Here is a 16936-nt window from a genome sequence, read left to right on the forward strand (position 1 = left end):
GAGCGGGGCGCAAGACCTTCGCCGACGAGAGGATGCCGTAGATTTGGGTGGACGGAAAGCGGTCTGGCACAACGATGTCGGGCCGCTTTCCTGTTGAACCGCTCCCGATCCGCGCCGCCGCTGCACTATGGCCTGCCAAGGCCGGCTTCGTTATGGGGCGGATGATGACCCGACCGCTGCCCAAGAGCTTCCACGTCAAGTCGTTCGGCTGCCAGATGAACGTCTATGACGGCGCGCGCATGGCCGAGCTGATGGAAGCGCAGGGCATGCGCGAGGCGAGCGCCGACACCGCCGAACTGGTGTTGCTCAACACCTGCCACATTCGCGAGAAAGCGGCGGAGAAGGTCTATTCCGACATCGGTCGCATCGCGCGGCGCGACGGCGGTAAGCCGATGATCGCGGTCGCCGGCTGCGTCGCGCAGGCGGAGGGCGCCGAGGTGGCGCGGCGCGCGCGCGCGGTCGATCTCGTCGTCGGTCCGCAGGCCTATCACAATCTGCCGGCCCTGATCGCCGATGCCGCGGCGGGGCGGATCGCGGTCGACACCGACATGCCCGCCGCGTCCAAGTTCGACGCATTGCCCGGCCGTCGCGCGCGCGGGCCGAGCGCGTTCCTGACGGTGCAGGAAGGGTGCGACAAATTCTGCACCTATTGCGTCGTGCCCTATACGCGCGGCGCCGAGGTTTCGCGGCCGTGGGGCGCGATCGTCGACGAGGCCAAGGCGCTGATCGACGGCGGCGCGCGCGAGGTCACGTTGCTCGGCCAGAACGTAAATGCGTGGACCGGCACGGATGCGCAGGGGCGCGTGCAGGGCCTCGACGGGCTGATCCGCGTGCTGGCCGAAATGCCGGGGCTCGCCCGCATCCGCTACACCACCAGCCACCCCAACGACATGGCCGACGGCCTGATCGCGGCGCATGGCGATGTCGAGAAATTGATGCCCTTCCTCCACCTGCCGGTGCAGGCGGGCAGCGACCGCATCCTGAAGGCGATGAACCGCCAGCACGACGTCGCGTCCTATCTGCGCCTGATCGAGCGCGTGCGCGCGGTGCGGCCCGATATCGCCATTTCGGGCGACTATATCGTCGGCTTCCCCGGCGAGACCGACGCCGAGTTCGAGGAGACGCTGGCGGTGGTGCGCGCGATCGGCCACGCTCAGGCCTTCAGCTTCAAATACAGCCCGCGCGCGGGCACGCCCGCCGCGACGATGGAGGATCAGGTGCCGGCCGAGGTGATGGACGAACGTCTCCAGCGGCTGCAGGCGCTGCTCGGAGAGCAACAGCTCGCCTTCAACGCCAACACGGTCGGCCGCACCTGCGACGTGCTGATCGAGCGCGACGGCAAGCTGCCCGGCCAGCGGCTCGGCAAGTCGCCGTGGCTGCAATCGGTGCTGATCGACGGCGGCGCGATCGGCGATCTGGCGACGGTGACGATCGCGTCGGCCGGGCCGCAGAGCCTGATCGGCGTCGCGCCGGCGCGGGTGGCGGCGTGATGCGGCGGCTGACCGGGCAGAGCCTGTGGGTCGTGCTGCTGGCGATCGTCGCGGTAATCGCGGCGGTGCTGGTGTTCTTCTACGAGCAGCGCCACGCAATGCCGACCTGCGCGCCGCCCAACGTGCCGATCCGCGCGATGGACGAGCGGCTGACCGGGATCGGCTGCGCCACGATCGGGCCGTATCGCGCCTATCATGGCGTGTGGGTCGATGCGGCGGAGGCGTCGTGGTTCTATCCCGGCGCGACCGATGTGCCGCCGGGGCAGCTCGGCAAGACCGACGGCTGGATCTTCATCGATCCCGCCGATCGCGCGAAGATCTATGCGGCGCTGCCGCCGATCGGCGAGCATGAGCGCGTGCGCGACCAGCTTGTCGCGGTCGCCTTCACCGGCACTGAATATCATGTCGACGAGCCCAACAAATATGGGTTGCACCGCTTCTTCGATCTCGGCGAGATCAAGGACGTCCGTCTCGTCCGGCGCGACTTCGTCAGCGGCCGCGTCAAGGCGCCGTGACCGACGCGCGGTTCCGCTCGATCCATGCGCAGGGCATGGTGCGCGTCGCCGCCGCGACCCCGCTGGCGAGCGCCGGTGACGTCGCCGCCAACGCCGCCTCGATCCTCGAACTGGCGCGCCGCGCCGATGCCGAGGCGGTGGACCTCGTCGTCTATCCCGAACTGTCCCTGAGTTCCTACGCGCTCGACGATCTGCACCTGCAGGAGGCGCTGCTCGACCGGGTCGAGGCTGAGCTGGCGGCGCTGGTGGAGGCGAGTGCGGGGCTGAAGCCGGTGCTGCTGATCGGCGCGCCGCTCCGCCGCAACGGGCGGCTCTACAATACGGCGGTGGTGGTGGCGCGCGGCGCGATCCTCGGCGTCGTGCCGAAAAGCTATCTGCCCAATTATCGCGAATATTACGAGAAACGCTGGTTCGCGGCCGGAGCCGGGCTCACCGGCCTGTCGATCGACGTCGTGGGCCGATCGGTGCCGTTCGGGCCCGACCTGATCTTCGCCGCGTCCGACCTGCCCGATTTCGTGTTCCACGCCGAAATCTGCGAGGATTATTGGGCGCCTATCCCGCCCTCGACGTTCGGCGCGCTCGCCGGTGCGCTGATCCTGTGCAACCTGTCGGCATCGAACATCGTCGTCGGCAAGGAGCGCGAGCGCGACCTGTACGGTGCATCGCAGTCGGCGCGGTCGAGTGCCGCCTATGTCTATTCGGCGGCCGGGCCGGGCGAGAGCACGACCGATCTCGCATGGGACGGGCAGGCGATGATCCACGAGCTCGGCTACCAGCTCGTCCGCTCCGACCGGTTCGAGCATCGCGCCGCACTGGCTGTGGCCGATATCGACGTGCAGCGCATCCGCCAGGCGCGGATGCGCTTCGGCACGTTCAACGATTGCGCGGTCGCGCACGGCCATCCCGAGACGCGCTTTCGCCGCATCGCCTTTGCGCACCGACCCGACTTCGCCGACGTCGGCTTGCGGCGCGACGTAGCGCGCTTCCCGTTCGTGCCGGCCGATCCGGCGCGGCTGGACGACGATTGCTACGAGGCATTCAACATCCAGGTCGAAGGCCTCGCCAAGCGGATGCAGGCGAGCGGCGCGAAGACGTTGGTGATCGGCATTTCGGGCGGGCTCGATTCCACCCATGCGTTGATCGTCGCGGCCAAGGCGTGCGACCGGCTCGGCTGGCCGCGCACGGCGATCCTCGGCTTCACCATGCGGGGCTTCGCCACTGGCGAGGCGACCAAAAGCAACGCTTGGGCGCTGATGCGCGCGCTCGGCATCACCGCGGCGGAGATCGACATCCGTCCGGCGGCGCAACAGATGCTGGCCGATATCGACCATCCCTATGCGCGCGGCGAGCCGGTCTACGACATCACGTTCGAGAATGTGCAGGCGGGCCTGCGCACCGATTACCTGTTCCGCCTCGCCAACCGCCACGACGGCTTCGTCGTCGGCACCGGCGACCTGTCGGAACTGGCGCTCGGCTGGTGCACCTACGGCGTCGGCGACCAGATGAGCCATTATGCCGTCAATGCCGGCGTGCCGAAGACGCTCATCCAGTTCCTGATCCGCTGGACGATCAGGACCGGCCAGTTCGATCCCGACACCGATGCGGTGCTGGTCGCGATCCTCGGCACCGAAATCTCGCCCGAGCTGGTGCCGGCCGACGAAAGCGGTGCGATCCAGAGCACTGAGGCGCGCATCGGCCCCTACGAGCTGCACGATTTCTTCCTGCACTACACCGTACGCCATGGCCTGCCGCCGTCGAAGATCGCCTTTCTGGCGTGGCATGCGTGGCGCGACGCGGCGGCGGGCGCGTGGCCGATCGATTTTCCGGAAGAGGGGCGCAACGCTTATGATCTCGTCACGATAAAAAAATGGCTGGCGGCGTTCTGCACCCGCTTCTTCCAGACCAGCCAATATAAGCGCTCGGCCATTCCCAACGGGCCCAAGGTTTCGGCCGCCGCCAGCCTGTCGCCGCGCGGCGATTGGCGCGCGCCATCGGACGGCGTGGCCGGGCCGTGGCTGGAAGACCTGAGGCATATTTGAGAACTTTTGCGTGGTCGCGCGTTCTCTCCGTCGATGGCGTCCCCTGCCGGCGCGCATGACGATGGAGATATCACATGGCTACCACGGCTGAGACCAAGCCCCGTTTGACCAATGCCAAGCGCGCGGCCAATGCCCGCAGCGAGGCGCGCAAGCCCGATGGCCGCTTCAGCGCCGGCGGCAGCGGAAGCTTTGAGGGCACCGGCGCGATCCTCGCCGCCGGCGCTGCCGGCCTCGCGGTGGGCCTTGCCGCCAATATCGCGCGCAAGTTCGCGGTGCAGGCGCCGACCTTGCTGTCGGGCGACTGGGATCAGGCGCTGACCAACGAGCACCAGCTGACGCTCAAAGTGTTCGACGCGATCGAGGCGACTGGCGAGAGCAGCACGACCAAGCGCGCGACCCTGTTGATGAATCTCAAGCACATGCTGTCCAAGCATGCGCTGGAAGAGGAGAATGTGATCTATCCGGCGCTGCGCGACGCCGGGATGATCGCGGAGGCGGACGGCCTCAACAAGGATCACGGCTACGTGAAGCAGTATCTCTATGATCTGACCGAGATGCCGAAGGATTCACCGAGCTGGATTGCCAAGGTGCGCGCGTTCCGCACCGACATCGAGAAGCATATGCGCGAGGAAGAGGAGACTCTCTTCCCGGCGCTGAAGGCCAAGCTCGACGCGGACAAGAACAAGGAGCTGACCGGCCAGATGAACAAGGAAGGCCTGAAGCTCGCCTGAGGCGGACCGGTATCGGGGGAGGCGCTGCGCGCGTCCTCCGATGCGTCAGATGCCTCTGGCGAAGCGGCGATTCGCGTGGGCGAGGTTTCCGCCCCTGATCGCCGACCCGATCGCCGCGAACCCGATCAGGAGCATCGACCAGATCGGTGCCTCGGGAACCGCGCTCCCCGCTTCCGTGATCGTCAGTGAATCGGGCTGCAGGCCCAGCGCATAGAGGTCGGGACTGCCGGGCACGGGATCGCCGTCGGGATCGAGGATCAGTGTCGCGATCGCGTAGGATTGCGCGAACACATAGGCATAGGCCGGATCGAGCGACGGATCCTCGATGATCGCGGTGTAGCTTCCCGTATCGCGAAAGTCGGTCGACGCGAACATGGCGCTGTCGACGACGATCGACTGGGAGAGCTGCAGATCGACCTGGCCCAACGCCGTATCTGCGAGCGTCTCGACGCCCGCCGAATAGTTCGAGAACGGGCTGGCGGGCAGATAATATTTCGAGACGTCGCCCAGATATAATCCGGGGAACGCCTGGGAGATGCCGTTCAGCTCCAGCGATCCATCGGCCGGCGACGCGAAACTGCCCAAGGGTGCGAGCTGATAGCCGCCGACAAGCCCGGTCGAATCGGCCGTGTCGGTGTTCAGCGATCCGAGGCTGTCGTCGATGGTATAGGTCGCGGTGTAGGCGAGGCCGACGACGCTCGTGCCCGCCGCCAGCCCGAACGACGCCTGATCGATCGCGCCCGATACGACGTGGCCATGGAAGGTCGCGGTCAGCATCGTGGCACGCGCCGGTGCCGCAAGCATCATCAAGCCAGGTAAAAGTGCCGTCAGAACGAGCTTACGCATGTTCGGCCCCCCTCGCGCTTACGGATCAAGCGGCCCGCTGCGGCATGACGATACCTGCCGGCGGGTGGCCTCACAAGCACGACTACATCCGGCTTGTCGGTCGAATCTTCGCGTCCGCTAGATCGTGGCGCCTTGCAGCAATTTGGGTAGGTCGCCGGTCTCGCCGCGCGCCTCGGCCATGAAGCGCGCCTTGAGCGGCGCGATGCGCGCCACCGCGCCGAGGCCGAAGCGCCGGATCGCGCGTGCCGGCGCGCCGGGCAGGCCGAACAGCCGCGTCAGGCTGTCGGTCGCGGCGGCGACGAGGAAGCTGTCGAGCGCGCGCCAGCGTTCGTAGCGGGCGAGCAACTGCGCGTCGCCGAGATCCATTCCAAGGCGTGCGCCCTCGACCAGCACCTCCGCCAATGTGGCCACGTCGCGGAAGCCGAGGTTGAGGCCCTGGCCGGCGATCGGGTGGATGCCGTGCGCGGCGTCGCCCGCCAGCGCCAGCCGCTCGGCGGTGATGCGCGCGGTATGGTGGAAGCCGAGCGGATAGCCCGAGCGCGGGCTCGCCGATCGCAGCGCGCCGAGCATCCCGCCCATGCGCTTTTCCGCCTCGGCCATGAAGGCGCGATCGGGCAGGCCGATCGTGGCGGCGCCATGCTCCGCCGCCACCGTCCACACGATCGCCGAGCGCGGGCCGTCGGCATCGTTGGGCATCGGCAGCAAAGCGAACGGGCCCGCCGGGTAGAAGATTTCGTGCGCGACGCCGTCATGCGGCCGCTCGTGCCCCAGGGTGGCGATCACCGCGGTGTGATCGTAGCTCCAGCGCGCGACGTTGATGCCGGCTGCGGCGCGGGTGGGCGACTGGCGCCCCTCGGCGCCGATCAGTAATGCGGCGGTCAGCGTGCGGCCGTCCTCCAGCCGCACCGCCACGCCCGCGGCATCGCGCTCGGTCGTGGCAGCGCGCGCCGGCATCAGCAGGGCGATGCCGGGCGCTTCGGCCGCGGCCTCGTGCAGCGCGGCGCGCAGCCGGCGATTCTCGTACATCACGCCCAGCGGGCCGCCGGCCTGGGGCGGATCGAACAGCAGAGCCTCGGGCGAAAGGCCGTCGCGCACCTCGATCGCGCGGATCGGCATGCCTTGCCCCGCCAGCCGCGCGCCGATGCCGATCGCGTCGAGCATGGCGTGGCTGGCGCTGGCAACCGCCGAGGCGCGGCCGTCGAACGCCTTCGCCAGCACGGCCGCCGGCTCGGCCGGGTCGACGACGATGCTGGTGAGGCCGTGCGCGTCGAGCGCTAGCGCGAGCGTGAGCCCGACCAGCCCGCCGCCGAGAATGATGACGTCCGCGCGTTCCATGCTGCCCCTTACGCCCGAGCGGGCTCGAAACGGAAGAGCGCGCGATCGTCGGTGTTGAACCCCCTGTACCAGACGACCGCGCCATAGATGCCGAGGATCAGCGGCACGCCGATCGCGAGCTCGACCCATTCAAGCTGGTGCGGCAGGCGCGTGACCGCCCAGCCGGCCAGCCCGGCGACCATCGCCGCCAGCACCAGCGACCAGCGCCAGCCCGATACGCTCGCGCCCAGCAATCGCTTGAGCAGCCACGCCTTGGCGACCGAGGCGAGCGCGAGCGCGATCATTAGCGCGACCGCCGGGCCGGCGGCGGCGATCGCATCGTCGTGGAAATCGGGGCGCGGATTGACCCAGCCCCATGCCACGATCTGCGGCAACAGCCCGCGCATCGCGTAGACGAACAGCACCGACAGCATGGCCTGGATCGCGATCATCGCGACCGAGATGGCGAGATTGCGCTTGGGCGCGACGTAGATCAGCGCCGCCTCGCTCACCACCGCGGTCGCGGCGATCGCCTCCGCCGCCAGCAGCACCGCGAGCGCGCCGGTGCCGCCGACGAAGGTCGGGCCGACCAGCCCCATCACCGCCTTGCCGGGAATCGACAGAGCGAGCGCGATGCCGACCTGCGCGGCGATGATCCAGAAGCCGACCTGCCGCACCTGCTTGGCGACCGCGGTGAGGTTCCCCTCTTCAAGGTTCTGGGTGATGACGGGGCCGAGGATCGGATCGAAGCTGGTCTTCAGCTTCTGCGGCAGGCTCGCCACCTGCTGCGCGACGTAATAGATGCCGACGATCGCCGGCGAGAAGAACAGGCCGAGCATCGCGATGTCGAGGCGGCGCGAGCCCCATTCGATCGCGTCGGCGCCGGCCAGCGGCAGGTTGCGCGTGGCGATGTGATAGAGGCGCAGCGGCTCGGGCCGCCAGCCGCGCGGGGCGCCATAGCTGCGCAGCAACGGCCACAGCGACGCCCCCAAGGCGGCTATGGCCGAAAGCGCGTAGGCGAGGATCAGGCCGTCGCGCTTGGAATACCAGGACAGGCCGAAGGCGGCGATCGAGATGGTCCACGGCTCGATCAGCGAGCGCGCCTTGACCGTCGCGCCGATATCACCGCGATAGGCCAGCGCCGCCAGCGCGATGTCCGACCCCGCCCAGCCGAAGATGGTGAGCGGCAGCAGATAGTCGCGCTGGTTGATCGTGCTGTTGGGGAACATCAGCTCGGGCAGCGCCATCAGCAGGATGACGGCGGCGAGCGAGGTCAGCCATCCGACCAGCAGCCCGTCCCACACGACATGGACGTGCGGGCGGTGCGTCTTGGATAGCTGCTGTGCAAGACCGCGCTTGAGTCCGATCGTTGCGAGCTGCGCCGCAAACTCGACGATGATCGTGGCATAAGCGAAGCGGCCGAGCGCGTCCGCCCCGTACCAGCGGCCGGCGATGAACAGGAAGGGCAACCGCGCCGCCAGCCTCAGCAGGAAGCCGAACACGTTGGTCCGGCCGCCCTTGGCGAGCGTCTCGATGTCGCCGGGGCCGGTCGCCTCGACCGGACAGGCGGCCTTGCTCAATGCGCCGCGCCCCAGCTCACGCCGGTGCCGATCTCGACGCCCAGTGGCACCGAGAGCGATACATGCGGCTCGGCGGCGCGCTCCATCACCGCGCGGATCACCGTGCTGGCGGCGTCGGCGTCGGCTTCCGGCGCCTCGAACACCAATTCGTCATGCACCTGCAGCAGCATTTTCACCCGCGCTAAACCCGCTTCGGCCAAAGCCGGGCCCATGCGTGCCATCGCCCGCTTGATGAGGTCCGCGCTGGTGCCTTGGATCGGCGCGTTGATCGCCTGGCGTTCGGCCGCCTGCCGCTCGCCGACGGTCTTGCCCTTGATGCCGGGCAGGTGGGTCTTGCGACCGAACAGGGTGGTGACGAAGCCCTGCTCGCGCACCTGCGAGATGGTGGCGGCGATGTAGTTGCGCACGCCCGGGAAGCGATCGAAATAGCGGTCGATGATCGCCTGCGCCTCGACCCGATCGACGCCCAGCCGGCCGGCCAGCCCCCATGACGAGATGCCGTAGAGGATGGCGAAGTTGATCGTCTTGGCGCGCCCGCGCGTCTCGCGATCGACCGTGCCGAACAATTCCTGCGCGGTCAGGTTGTGGATGTCGTCGCCGTTGGCGAACGCCGCGCGCAATTGCGGCACGTCGGCCATGTGCGCGGCGAGACGCAGCTCGATCTGCGAATAATCGGCCGACAGGATCACGTGGCCCGGCGGTGCCACGAAAGCGTGGCGGATGCGCCGGCCGAGCTCGGTGCGGATCGGGATGTTCTGCAGGTTCGGGTCGGTCGAGGACAGCCGCCCGGTCTGCGCCACCGCCATGCTGAAGCTGGTGTGGACGCGGCCGCTCGCCGGGTTGATCTGCGCCTGCAGCGCGTCGGTATAGGTCGACTTGAGCTTGGAGAGCTGGCGCCATTCGAGCACGAGGCGCGACACTTCCGCGCCGGGGCCTTCACCCTCGGCGGCGATGCGCTCCAGCTCGGTGACGTCGGTCGAGTAGACGCCCGATTTGCCCTTGCGCCCGCCGGCGAGGCCCAGCCGGTCGAACAGCACCTCGCCCAGTTGTTTGGGGCTGCCGATGGTGAAGGGGCCGCCGGCGGCGGTGTGGATCACGCCCTCCAGCCGCACGATCTCCTCGCCGAATTCGGCCGACAGCCGGGCGAGTTCGTCGCGTGCGACCAGCACGCCGGCGCGCTCCATCTCGGCGATGACGGGAACGAGCGGGCGGTCGACCAGCTCGTACACGCGCGTCGCGCGCTCGCGCACCAGCCGCGGCTTGAGCCGCCGCCACAGGCGCAGCGTGACGTCGGCATCCTCGGCGGCATATTCGGTCGCGCGGTCGAGCGGCACCTTGTCGAAGCTGATCGCCGCCTTGCCGGTGCCGCACACCGCCTTGAACTCGATGCAGGCATGATCGAGGTGGCGCCTAGCGAGATCGTCCATGCCGTGGCCGCCGAGGCCCGCATCGAGATCGTAGGACAGCAGCATCGTGTCGTCATAAGGCGCGACGTCGACGCCGTTGCGGCGGAACATGATGAGGTCGTACTTCAGATTCTGGCCGATCTTCAGGACGGCCGGATCCTCCAGCAGCGGCTTGAGCTTCGCCAGTGCCACCGCGCGGTCGATCTGCGTCGGGCGTTCGGATAGTAGGTCGCCCGCGGCGCCGTGGCCGAGCGGGATGTAGCAGGCCTTGCCGGGCGCGGTGGCGAGGCTGATGCCGACCAGTTCGGCGCGGACGCAATCGAGATCGTCGGTCTCGGTATCGACCGCGACCGTGCCGGCGGCATAGGCCGCCGCGATCCAGCGATCGAGATGCGCCGCATCGACGACCGTCTCATAATCCTTGTGGACGAAGGGCGGCTCGTCCTCGACGCGCGCGGGCAGCGCCGCGCTTGCCTCGGCGCCGCCGAGCTTGGTCAGCAGCGAGCGGAAGCCCTGATCCATCAGGAACGCCTCCAGCGGCGCGCGCGGCAGACCCTTGAGCGCCAGATCCTCGAGCGGTTCGGGCAGCGGGCGGTCGCAGACGAGGCGCACCAGCTCGCGGCTGAGGCGCGCGGCATCGGCGTGGTCGATCAATGACTGGCGCAGCTTGGGCTTCTTGATCTCGGGCGCGGCGGCCAGCACCGCCTCCAGCGTGCCGTAGGCGTTGATCAGCTCGCTCGCCGTCTTGGGGCCGATGCCGGGCACGCCAGGCACGTTGTCGACGCTGTCGCCCATCAGCGCCAGCACGTCGCCGAGCTGTTCGGGGGTGACGCCGAACTTCTCGCGCACGTGATCGGGGCCGAGGCGGCGGTTGTTCATCGTGTCGAGCAGATCGAGCCCCGGCTCGATCAATTGCATCAGATCCTTGTCGGACGAGACGATCGTCACCTTCCAGCCCTGCGCCAGCGCCGCCTTGGCATAGCAGGCGATGATGTCGTCGGCCTCCAGCCCGATCTCCTCGATGCACGGCACCGAGAAAGCGCGCGTGGCATCACGGATCATCGGAAATTGCGGGACGAGGTCTTCGGGCGGCGGCGGGCGGTGCGCCTTGTACTGATCGTACATGTCGTTGCGGAATGTCTTGGACGAGGCGTCGAAGATCACCGCCATGTGGGTCGGCCCGCCCTCCGCGCCCTGGCCGGCGGCGTTCAGCTCCTCGACCAGCTTCCACAACATGGTGGTGAAGCCATAGACCGCGCCCGCCGGCTGCCCATGCTTGTTCGTGAGCGGGGGAAGCCGATGATAAGCCCGGAAGATATAGCCCGAGCCGTCGACGAGATAGAGGTGATTGGAAGACATCGCGTCTCATGTAGCAGCGCCGCGGGCGGCGCACAGCCTCCCTTTCGTCGGGCCGCCGCATGCGGCAAAGAGCGGCGAACAATTCAGGAGGATGACGAATGCGCAACATGCTGATCGCGGCGGTGACCGCGCTTGCCGGGATTTCGGCCGGGCAGGCGGCGGTGCCCGCACCGATCGCGGCGGCGGTCGCGAATCCGGCGCGGCCCGCGGCGGAGCGCGCGCGCGACCTCTATCGCCATCCGGCCGAGACGCTTGCCTTCTTCGGCGTGGCGCCGGGGCAGACGGTCGGCGAATATCTGCCGAGCGGCGGCTGGTACACGCATATCCTGATGCCCCTGCTCGCCGGGCACGGCCATTATGTCGCGGTGGTCGGCACCTCGGCCAAGTCGCAGGATGCGGCGCGTACATTGATCGCGTCGCAGCCGGGCGCGGCGCAGGCCAGCGTCACCGCATTCGATCCCAAGGCGGCGACGCTCGCGCCGGCCGGATCGCTCGATCGGCTGCTCACCTTCCGCAACATCCACAACCTGATGATGGCGGAGGATGGCGGCAGCGACGCGACCGCCGCGGCCTTCTTCCAGGCCGCGTTCAAGGCGCTGAAGCCGGGCGGCGTGCTCGGCGTGGTCGATCACCGGCTGCCGGCGGACCGGCCCGAGGCGCAGGAGCGGACGAGCGGCTACGTCAAGGTGGCGACGGTGATCCGGCTGGCAAGCGCCGCCGGCTTCAAGCTGGCCGGCCAGAGCGAGATCAACGCCAACCCCAAGGACAGCGCCGACTGGCCCAAGGGCGTGTGGACGTTGCCGCCGACCTATACGCTGAGCGACACCGACCGCGCCAAATATCAGGCGATCGGCGAAAGCGACCGCATGACGCTGAAGTTCGTCAAGCCGCGCTGAGCGCCTTACGGCGCGACCGGATCGCCGCACCGGTCGCGCCGAAGCCGAAGACCATCATCGCCCAGGTGGCGGGCTCGGGCGCCGGGCTTGGCGGCGGCGGCGAGGTGATCGAGAGCGAGACGTTGCCGACCGCGCCGATGGTCGCGCTGCTGAAGATCGAATTGTTGGCCGTCGCGCTGGCCGCCGAAAACGTATCCACTTCGAAGGCGTAGATGCCCGGTCCCAGCGCGTAGGATCCGGTTTCGCTGGCGCCCAGATAACCCGACCGATAGATCGTGTCATAGGCCCCGAGCGCGGTGTATTTGACCAGGCTGACGGAGATGTTGTTCGTGAAATCGGGGCTCGCTGGCGTGGCGAAACCGGTGAACGACAGTGTCGATGCGGTATCCAGCGAGAAATCATAATAAGCCGCCGCGTTCGTCTCGGCGTTGAGATAGAATTCATGGGCGGGGGCCTGCACCTTCGCGGTGCTGCTGACGAAGAAGCTGGCCTTGCTGACGCTGTCCAACTGGATCGCACCGAGCGAGTAAGCGCTCGCCTGCGCCAGACCATGCTCGTCGTAGGAACCGGATTTCGAGTTGTACCCGCCGTCGCCGATGACGGTGGACACGACGTTGGGTCCGTTCGAGATCAGATAGGGTTCGCCGGCACCGGCGCCCGAGGTCGAATAGGCTCCGGCCTTGATGAAGGTGACGGTCGCTGTGGCAGGCGAGAGCTCCACGCAGAAACCCAGCAGCGGTAGGACCGTCCAGGCGAGTTTCAACCGACGATGACGGTTCCGACGGGTTCCACCCTGATCCACCACGAGCCCCCTTGCGCATGCTTTGGAGGATAGACCGGGGCAGGCGCGCCGTTATTCCCGTCATGGTAAATTTTTTAATGCGCCCGGCCCGTCAGGGCACCAGGATCGTATCCTTCGCCTGTGCCAGCATCTCGGGATAATCGAGCGTGTAATGCAGGCCGCGGCTTTCGTGCCGCGAGAGCGCCGAGCGCACGATCAGCCCGGCCGTCACGATCAGGTTGCGCAGCTCGATCAGGTCGGCGGTGATGCGGTAATTGCCGTAATAATCCTCCACCTCGCGCTGGAGCAGGGTGACGCGGTGGAGTGCGCGTTCCAGCCGCTTGGTGGTGCGGACGATGCCGACATAATCCCACATGAAGCGGCGGATCTCGCGCCAATTGTGCTGGACGACGATGTCCTCGTCCGAATCGGTGACGCGGCTCTCGTCCCATTCGCGCACCACGCCCGGATCGGGCAGGTCGTCCCAGCTGCGCAGGATGTGCTTGGCCGCCGCCTCGCCGAACACGAAGCATTCGAGCAGGCTGTTCGAGGCGAGGCGGTTGGCGCCGTGCAGGCCCGACTGGGTCACCTCGCCGGCGGCGTAGAGGCCAGGCAGATCGGTGCGGCCGTCGAGATCGATCACCACGCCGCCGCACGTATAATGCATCGCCGGCACCACCGGGATCGGCTCCTTGCGGATGTCGATGCCGAGCGTCAGCAGCTTGGCGAGGATCGTCGGGAAATGATGCTCGATGAAGGCCGGCTCGCGATGGCTGATGTCGAGATGAACGTAGTCGAGGCCGAGCCGCTTGATCTCATGATCGATCGCGCGCGCCACGACGTCGCGCGGGGCGAGTTCGGCGCGCGGATCGAAATCGGGCATGAAGCGGTGGCCGCCATTGGGCGCCTCGGGCGGCAGCTTGAGGATGCCGCCCTCGCCGCGCATCGCCTCGGTGATGAGGAAGTTCTTGACCTCCAGATTGTAGAGGCAGGTCGGGTGGAACTGGTTGAATTCCATGTTCGACACGCGCGCGCCCGCGCGCCATGCCATCGCGATGCCGTCGCCCGATGCGCCGCGCGGCGCGGTCGAGAATTGGTAGACGCGGCCCGCGCCGCCGGTCGCGAGGATCGTCGCGCGCGCGGTGAACAACGCCACCTTCCCCGACGGGCGGTGCAGCGCATATACGCCGCGCACGCGCCCATCGCCCGAATAATGGTCGCAGTGGCGGCCGGTGACGAGATCGATCGCCGCCATGTCGGCGACGAGATTGATGTTCGGATGCGCCTCGGCCGCGGCGAGCAAGGCCTGCTGCACCGCCCAGCCGGTCGCGTCGTCGACATGGACGATGCGGCGGTGGCTGTGCCCGCCCTCGCGCGTCAGGTGCCAGCGGTCGTGGCCTTCCCCCTCGGTCGGGTTGAACGGCACGCCGAGCGACGCCAGCCGCTCGATCGCGGCGGGGGCATGCTCGACCACCAATTCGACGGTGCGACGGTCGTTGAGGCCGGCGCCCGCGACCATCGTATCCTCGATATGGCTCTCGAACGTGTCGCCCGGCTCCAGCACCGCGGCGATGCCGCCCTGCGCCCACGCGGTCGATCCTTCGGCGAGCCCGCCCTTGGCGAGCACCACCACCCGCTTGGTATCGGCGAGGTTGAGCGCGGCGGTGAGCCCGGCCGCGCCAGAGCCGATGATGATGACGTCGTAGCGGTGGTCTGCCATGGTATCTTTTCTAGCGTCCCGTTCGCCCTGAGGAGCCGCTGAGCGAAGTCGAAGCGGCGTCTCGAAGGGGATGTGGTTCGAGACGAGGCTTCGGCTACGCTCAGCCTCTGCTCACCACGAACGGGGGTTGGAGGAACGGGTCACGCCGCCGCCGGCGTGCGCGTCAGGTTGAGGAACACGTCCTCCAGATCGGGATCGTGGGTGGAGACGTCGACGATGCCGAGCCCGGCCGATTGCAGCGCCGCCAGCACCTCGCCCGCATTCACCTTGGTCTTGGAATAAGTGATGACGAGCGTGCGTTCGCCCTTCAGCTCGATCTTCTCGAAGCAGGGGGCGGCCGGCGGGGCGGTCAGGTCGCGGTCGACCGTGACCGACACGGCCTTCTCCTGCGCCATCGCGAGCAGCTCGCAGGTCGGCTGGTTGGTGACGACGCGGCCATGGTTGATGATGGCGATCCGGTCGCACAATTCCTCGGCCTCCTCCAGATAATGGGTGGTGAGGACGACGGTGGTGCCGGCGGCGTTCAGTTCGCGCACATAGGCCCATAGCTGCTGGCGCAGCTCGACGTCGACGCCGGCAGTGGGCTCGTCGAGCACCAGCACCGGCGGGTTGTGGACCAAAGCCTTGGCGACGAGCAGGCGCCTTTTCATGCCGCCCGAGAGCGAGCGCGCCCACGCATTCGCCTTGTCCTCGAGGTGCACCGCGCGCAGCAGCTCCATCGAGCGGCGCTGCTTCTTCGGCACGCCGTAGAGGCCGGCATAGATTTCCAGCATCTCGAACGGCGTGAAGAAGGGATCGAACACGATCTCCTGCGGGACGATGCCGATCGCGCGCTTGGCGTTGCGCGGATGCTCGTCAATGTCGAAGCCCCAGATCGAAACCTGACCGGCGCTCTTGTTGACCAGCCCGGCGAGGATGTTGATCGTGGTCGACTTGCCCGCGCCATTGGGGCCGAGCAGCCCCAATATCTGCCCGCGTGGCACGTCGAGGCTGACGTCGGTCAGCGCCTGCTTGCCGCCGGCATAGGTTTTTGACAGGCCCCGGATGCTGATCGCCGCGTCGCTCATGAAGCGGGCGCATAGACCCCGGCGGCGGGCAAAGCCAAGCCATCCTGCCACTCTTCGCGCACGTCGTCGTCGCTTTCGCGGTCGAGATGCGTTGCGCGCTCGGCGACGAAGCGCGCCGGGTCGAGCCGGGCGAGCGCCCATACCGCTGCGCCGCGCACCACCGGGGCGGGATCGTCGAGCAAAACGGCGACGCGTCCGACGAGCGCGGGCAGCGCGCTGTTGCCCGCGCAGATCAGCGCGTTGCGCACCATCCGGTCGCGGCCGATGCGCTTGATCGGCGAGCCGGCGAAGATCTGGCGAAAGCTGGCATCGTCGAGCGCGAGCAGGTCGGCCAGCTCGGGCGCGGCGAGCTCGGCGCGCGCGGCGAAGGCGCGGTGTGCTGCGGCGGTGTCGGCGAACTTGTTCCACGGGCAGACTGCGAGGCAATCGTCGCAGCCATAGACGCGGTTGCCGATCGCCTGCCGAAATTCGCGCGGGATCGGGCCCTTCAGTTCGATCGTCAGGTAGGAGATGCACTTGCGCGCATCGAGCCGATAGGGCGCCACGAACGCGTCGGTCGGGCAGGCGGCGAGGCAGGCGCTGCACGAGCCGCAGCGCATCGCGCCGGGCGCATCGGGCGCGAGATCGAGCGTCGTCATCACCGCGCCGAGCAAAAGCCAGCTGCCCTCGTCGCGGCTGACGAGATTGCTGTGCTTGCCCTGCCAGCCGATCCCGGCAGCCTCGGCTAGTGGCTTCTCCATCACCGGCGCGGTATCGACGAACACCTTGAGATCGGCGCCCGGCGCCTCCGCAACCATCCAGCGGGCGAGCGCCTTCAGCGCCTTCTTGACGATATCGTGATAATCCTGGCCCTGCGCGTAGGTGGAGATACGGCCGATCTGCGGCGCGGCCTCCAGCGCGAGCGGATCGGCGGCGGGCGCATAGCTCATGCCGAGCATCACCACCGAGCGCACTTCGGGCCACAGGCTCTGCGGGCTCTCGCGCTGGTGCGCGCGCTCCTCCATCCACAGCATGTCGCCATGCGCGCCTGCCGCCAGCCACGCGCGCAATCGTTCGGCTGTCTTCGGGGCGGCGTCGGCGCGCGCGATGCCGCACGCGGCGAAACCGAGCGCGCGCGCTTCCTCCTTCAGCCTTTGCTCGAACGATGGCACGAAACCGCCCTTACGCCGGTTGTGCCGCCAAGAGGAGACGA

13 protein-coding genes are annotated in these 16936 nt (G+C 68.2%); 5 read left to right on the plus strand and 8 right to left on the minus strand.

Features of this window, described 5'->3' with window-relative positions; translation table 11 throughout:
* Positions 1 to 152: 152 nt before the first annotated feature.
* From miaB to K8P63_RS04340, 4 genes are all read left to right on the plus strand, one after another.
* A complete protein-coding gene (gene miaB / locus K8P63_RS04325; protein WP_223799723.1) occupies positions 153 to 1490 on the plus strand; it encodes a tRNA (N6-isopentenyl adenosine(37)-C2)-methylthiotransferase MiaB in 1338 nt (445 codons plus the stop codon).
* On the plus strand, positions 1490 to 2005 hold the full coding sequence (locus tag K8P63_RS04330) for a hypothetical protein (RefSeq protein WP_223798637.1): 516 nt from the start codon (positions 1490 to 1492) through the stop codon (positions 2003 to 2005). The genes miaB and K8P63_RS04330 overlap by 1 nt, the downstream gene beginning before the upstream one ends.
* A 35-nt stretch (positions 2006 to 2040) precedes the next feature.
* Positions 2041 to 4044 carry an NAD(+) synthase gene (locus K8P63_RS04335; RefSeq protein ID WP_263282711.1) on the plus strand — a complete coding sequence of 668 codons (2004 nt, stop codon included), beginning with the start codon at positions 2041 to 2043 and terminating at the stop codon, positions 4042 to 4044.
* Between the two features lie 74 nt (positions 4045 to 4118).
* A complete protein-coding gene (locus tag K8P63_RS04340) occupies positions 4119 to 4775 on the plus strand; it encodes a hemerythrin domain-containing protein (protein WP_223798639.1) in 657 nt (218 codons plus the stop codon).
* Between the two features lie 45 nt (positions 4776 to 4820).
* On the opposite strand, the gene K8P63_RS04345 is transcribed toward K8P63_RS04340, so the two are convergent.
* The 4 genes from K8P63_RS04345 to polA all read right to left on the minus strand — a co-directional run bounded on the left by K8P63_RS04345 (position 4821) and on the right by polA (position 11280).
* On the minus strand, positions 4821 to 5621 hold the full coding sequence (locus K8P63_RS04345) for a hypothetical protein (RefSeq protein ID WP_223798640.1): 801 nt from the start codon (positions 5619 to 5621) through the stop codon (positions 4821 to 4823).
* Between the two features lie 117 nt (positions 5622 to 5738).
* Complete coding sequence (locus tag K8P63_RS04350; protein WP_223798641.1) at positions 5739 to 6956, minus strand: FAD-dependent monooxygenase; 1218 nt, start codon at positions 6954 to 6956, stop codon at positions 5739 to 5741.
* Positions 6957 to 6964: 8 nt separating this feature from the next.
* Positions 6965 to 8515, minus strand: a complete 1551-nt coding sequence (locus K8P63_RS04355; protein WP_223798642.1) for a lipopolysaccharide biosynthesis protein — start codon at positions 8513 to 8515, stop codon at positions 6965 to 6967.
* A complete protein-coding gene (polA, locus tag K8P63_RS04360; protein WP_223798643.1) occupies positions 8512 to 11280 on the minus strand; it encodes a DNA polymerase I in 2769 nt (922 codons plus the stop codon). Before polA ends, K8P63_RS04355 begins: the two co-directional genes overlap by 4 nt.
* 98 nt (positions 11281 to 11378) lie before the next feature.
* Between polA and K8P63_RS04365 the strand changes: the two genes are divergently transcribed.
* Entirely contained in the window at positions 11379 to 12176 is a 798-nt protein-coding gene (locus K8P63_RS04365) for a class I SAM-dependent methyltransferase (RefSeq protein WP_223798644.1), read from the plus strand.
* On the opposite strand, the gene K8P63_RS04370 is transcribed toward K8P63_RS04365, so the two are convergent.
* The 4 genes from K8P63_RS04370 to queG all read right to left on the minus strand — a co-directional run bounded on the left by K8P63_RS04370 (position 12163) and on the right by queG (position 16895).
* On the minus strand, positions 12163 to 12897 hold the full coding sequence (locus K8P63_RS04370) for a PEPxxWA-CTERM sorting domain-containing protein (protein WP_223798645.1): 735 nt from the start codon (positions 12895 to 12897) through the stop codon (positions 12163 to 12165). The two genes, K8P63_RS04365 and K8P63_RS04370, sit on opposite strands and share 14 nt — an antisense overlap.
* A gap of 172 nt (positions 12898 to 13069) precedes the next feature.
* Positions 13070 to 14677, minus strand: coding sequence for an L-aspartate oxidase (gene nadB / locus K8P63_RS04375; protein WP_223798646.1), 1608 nt, complete (start codon positions 14675 to 14677; stop codon positions 13070 to 13072).
* Between the two features lie 140 nt (positions 14678 to 14817).
* A complete protein-coding gene (locus tag K8P63_RS04380; protein WP_223798647.1) occupies positions 14818 to 15744 on the minus strand; it encodes an ABC transporter ATP-binding protein in 927 nt (308 codons plus the stop codon).
* The gene (queG, locus tag K8P63_RS04385; RefSeq protein WP_223798648.1) at positions 15741 to 16895 is read right to left on the minus strand and encodes a tRNA epoxyqueuosine(34) reductase QueG; all 1155 of its coding nucleotides are present in this window, start codon (positions 16893 to 16895) and stop codon (positions 15741 to 15743) included. Before queG ends, K8P63_RS04380 begins: the two co-directional genes overlap by 4 nt.
* Positions 16896 to 16936 lie beyond the last annotated feature (41 nt).

Origin of the sequence: Sphingomonas nostoxanthinifaciens (genome assembly GCF_019930585.1) — a bacterium.
Lineage (GTDB): Bacteria > Pseudomonadota > Alphaproteobacteria > Sphingomonadales > Sphingomonadaceae > Sphingomonas_I > Sphingomonas_I nostoxanthinifaciens.

Bases quoted from the DNA above. Each gene is read 5' to 3' on its own strand.
- miaB (WP_223799723.1), top strand. From the start codon at position 153: ATGGGGCGGATGATGACCCGACCGCTGCCCAAGAGCTTCCACGTCAAG.
- K8P63_RS04330 (WP_223798637.1), top strand. From the start codon at position 1,490: ATGCGGCGGCTGACCGGGCAGAGCCTGTGGGTCGTGCTGCTGGCGATC.
- K8P63_RS04335 (WP_263282711.1), top strand. From the start codon at position 2,041: ATGGTGCGCGTCGCCGCCGCGACCCCGCTGGCGAGCGCCGGTGACGTC.
- K8P63_RS04340 (WP_223798639.1), top strand. From the start codon at position 4,119: ATGGCTACCACGGCTGAGACCAAGCCCCGTTTGACCAATGCCAAGCGC.
- K8P63_RS04345 (WP_223798640.1), bottom strand. From the start codon at position 5,621: ATGCGTAAGCTCGTTCTGACGGCACTTTTACCTGGCTTGATGATGCTT.
- K8P63_RS04350 (WP_223798641.1), bottom strand. From the start codon at position 6,956: ATGGAACGCGCGGACGTCATCATTCTCGGCGGCGGGCTGGTCGGGCTC.
- polA (WP_223798643.1), bottom strand. From the start codon at position 11,280: ATGTCTTCCAATCACCTCTATCTCGTCGACGGCTCGGGCTATATCTTC.
- K8P63_RS04365 (WP_223798644.1), top strand. From the start codon at position 11,379: ATGCGCAACATGCTGATCGCGGCGGTGACCGCGCTTGCCGGGATTTCG.
- nadB (WP_223798646.1), bottom strand. From the start codon at position 14,677: ATGGCAGACCACCGCTACGACGTCATCATCATCGGCTCTGGCGCGGCC.
- K8P63_RS04380 (WP_223798647.1), bottom strand. From the start codon at position 15,744: ATGAGCGACGCGGCGATCAGCATCCGGGGCCTGTCAAAAACCTATGCC.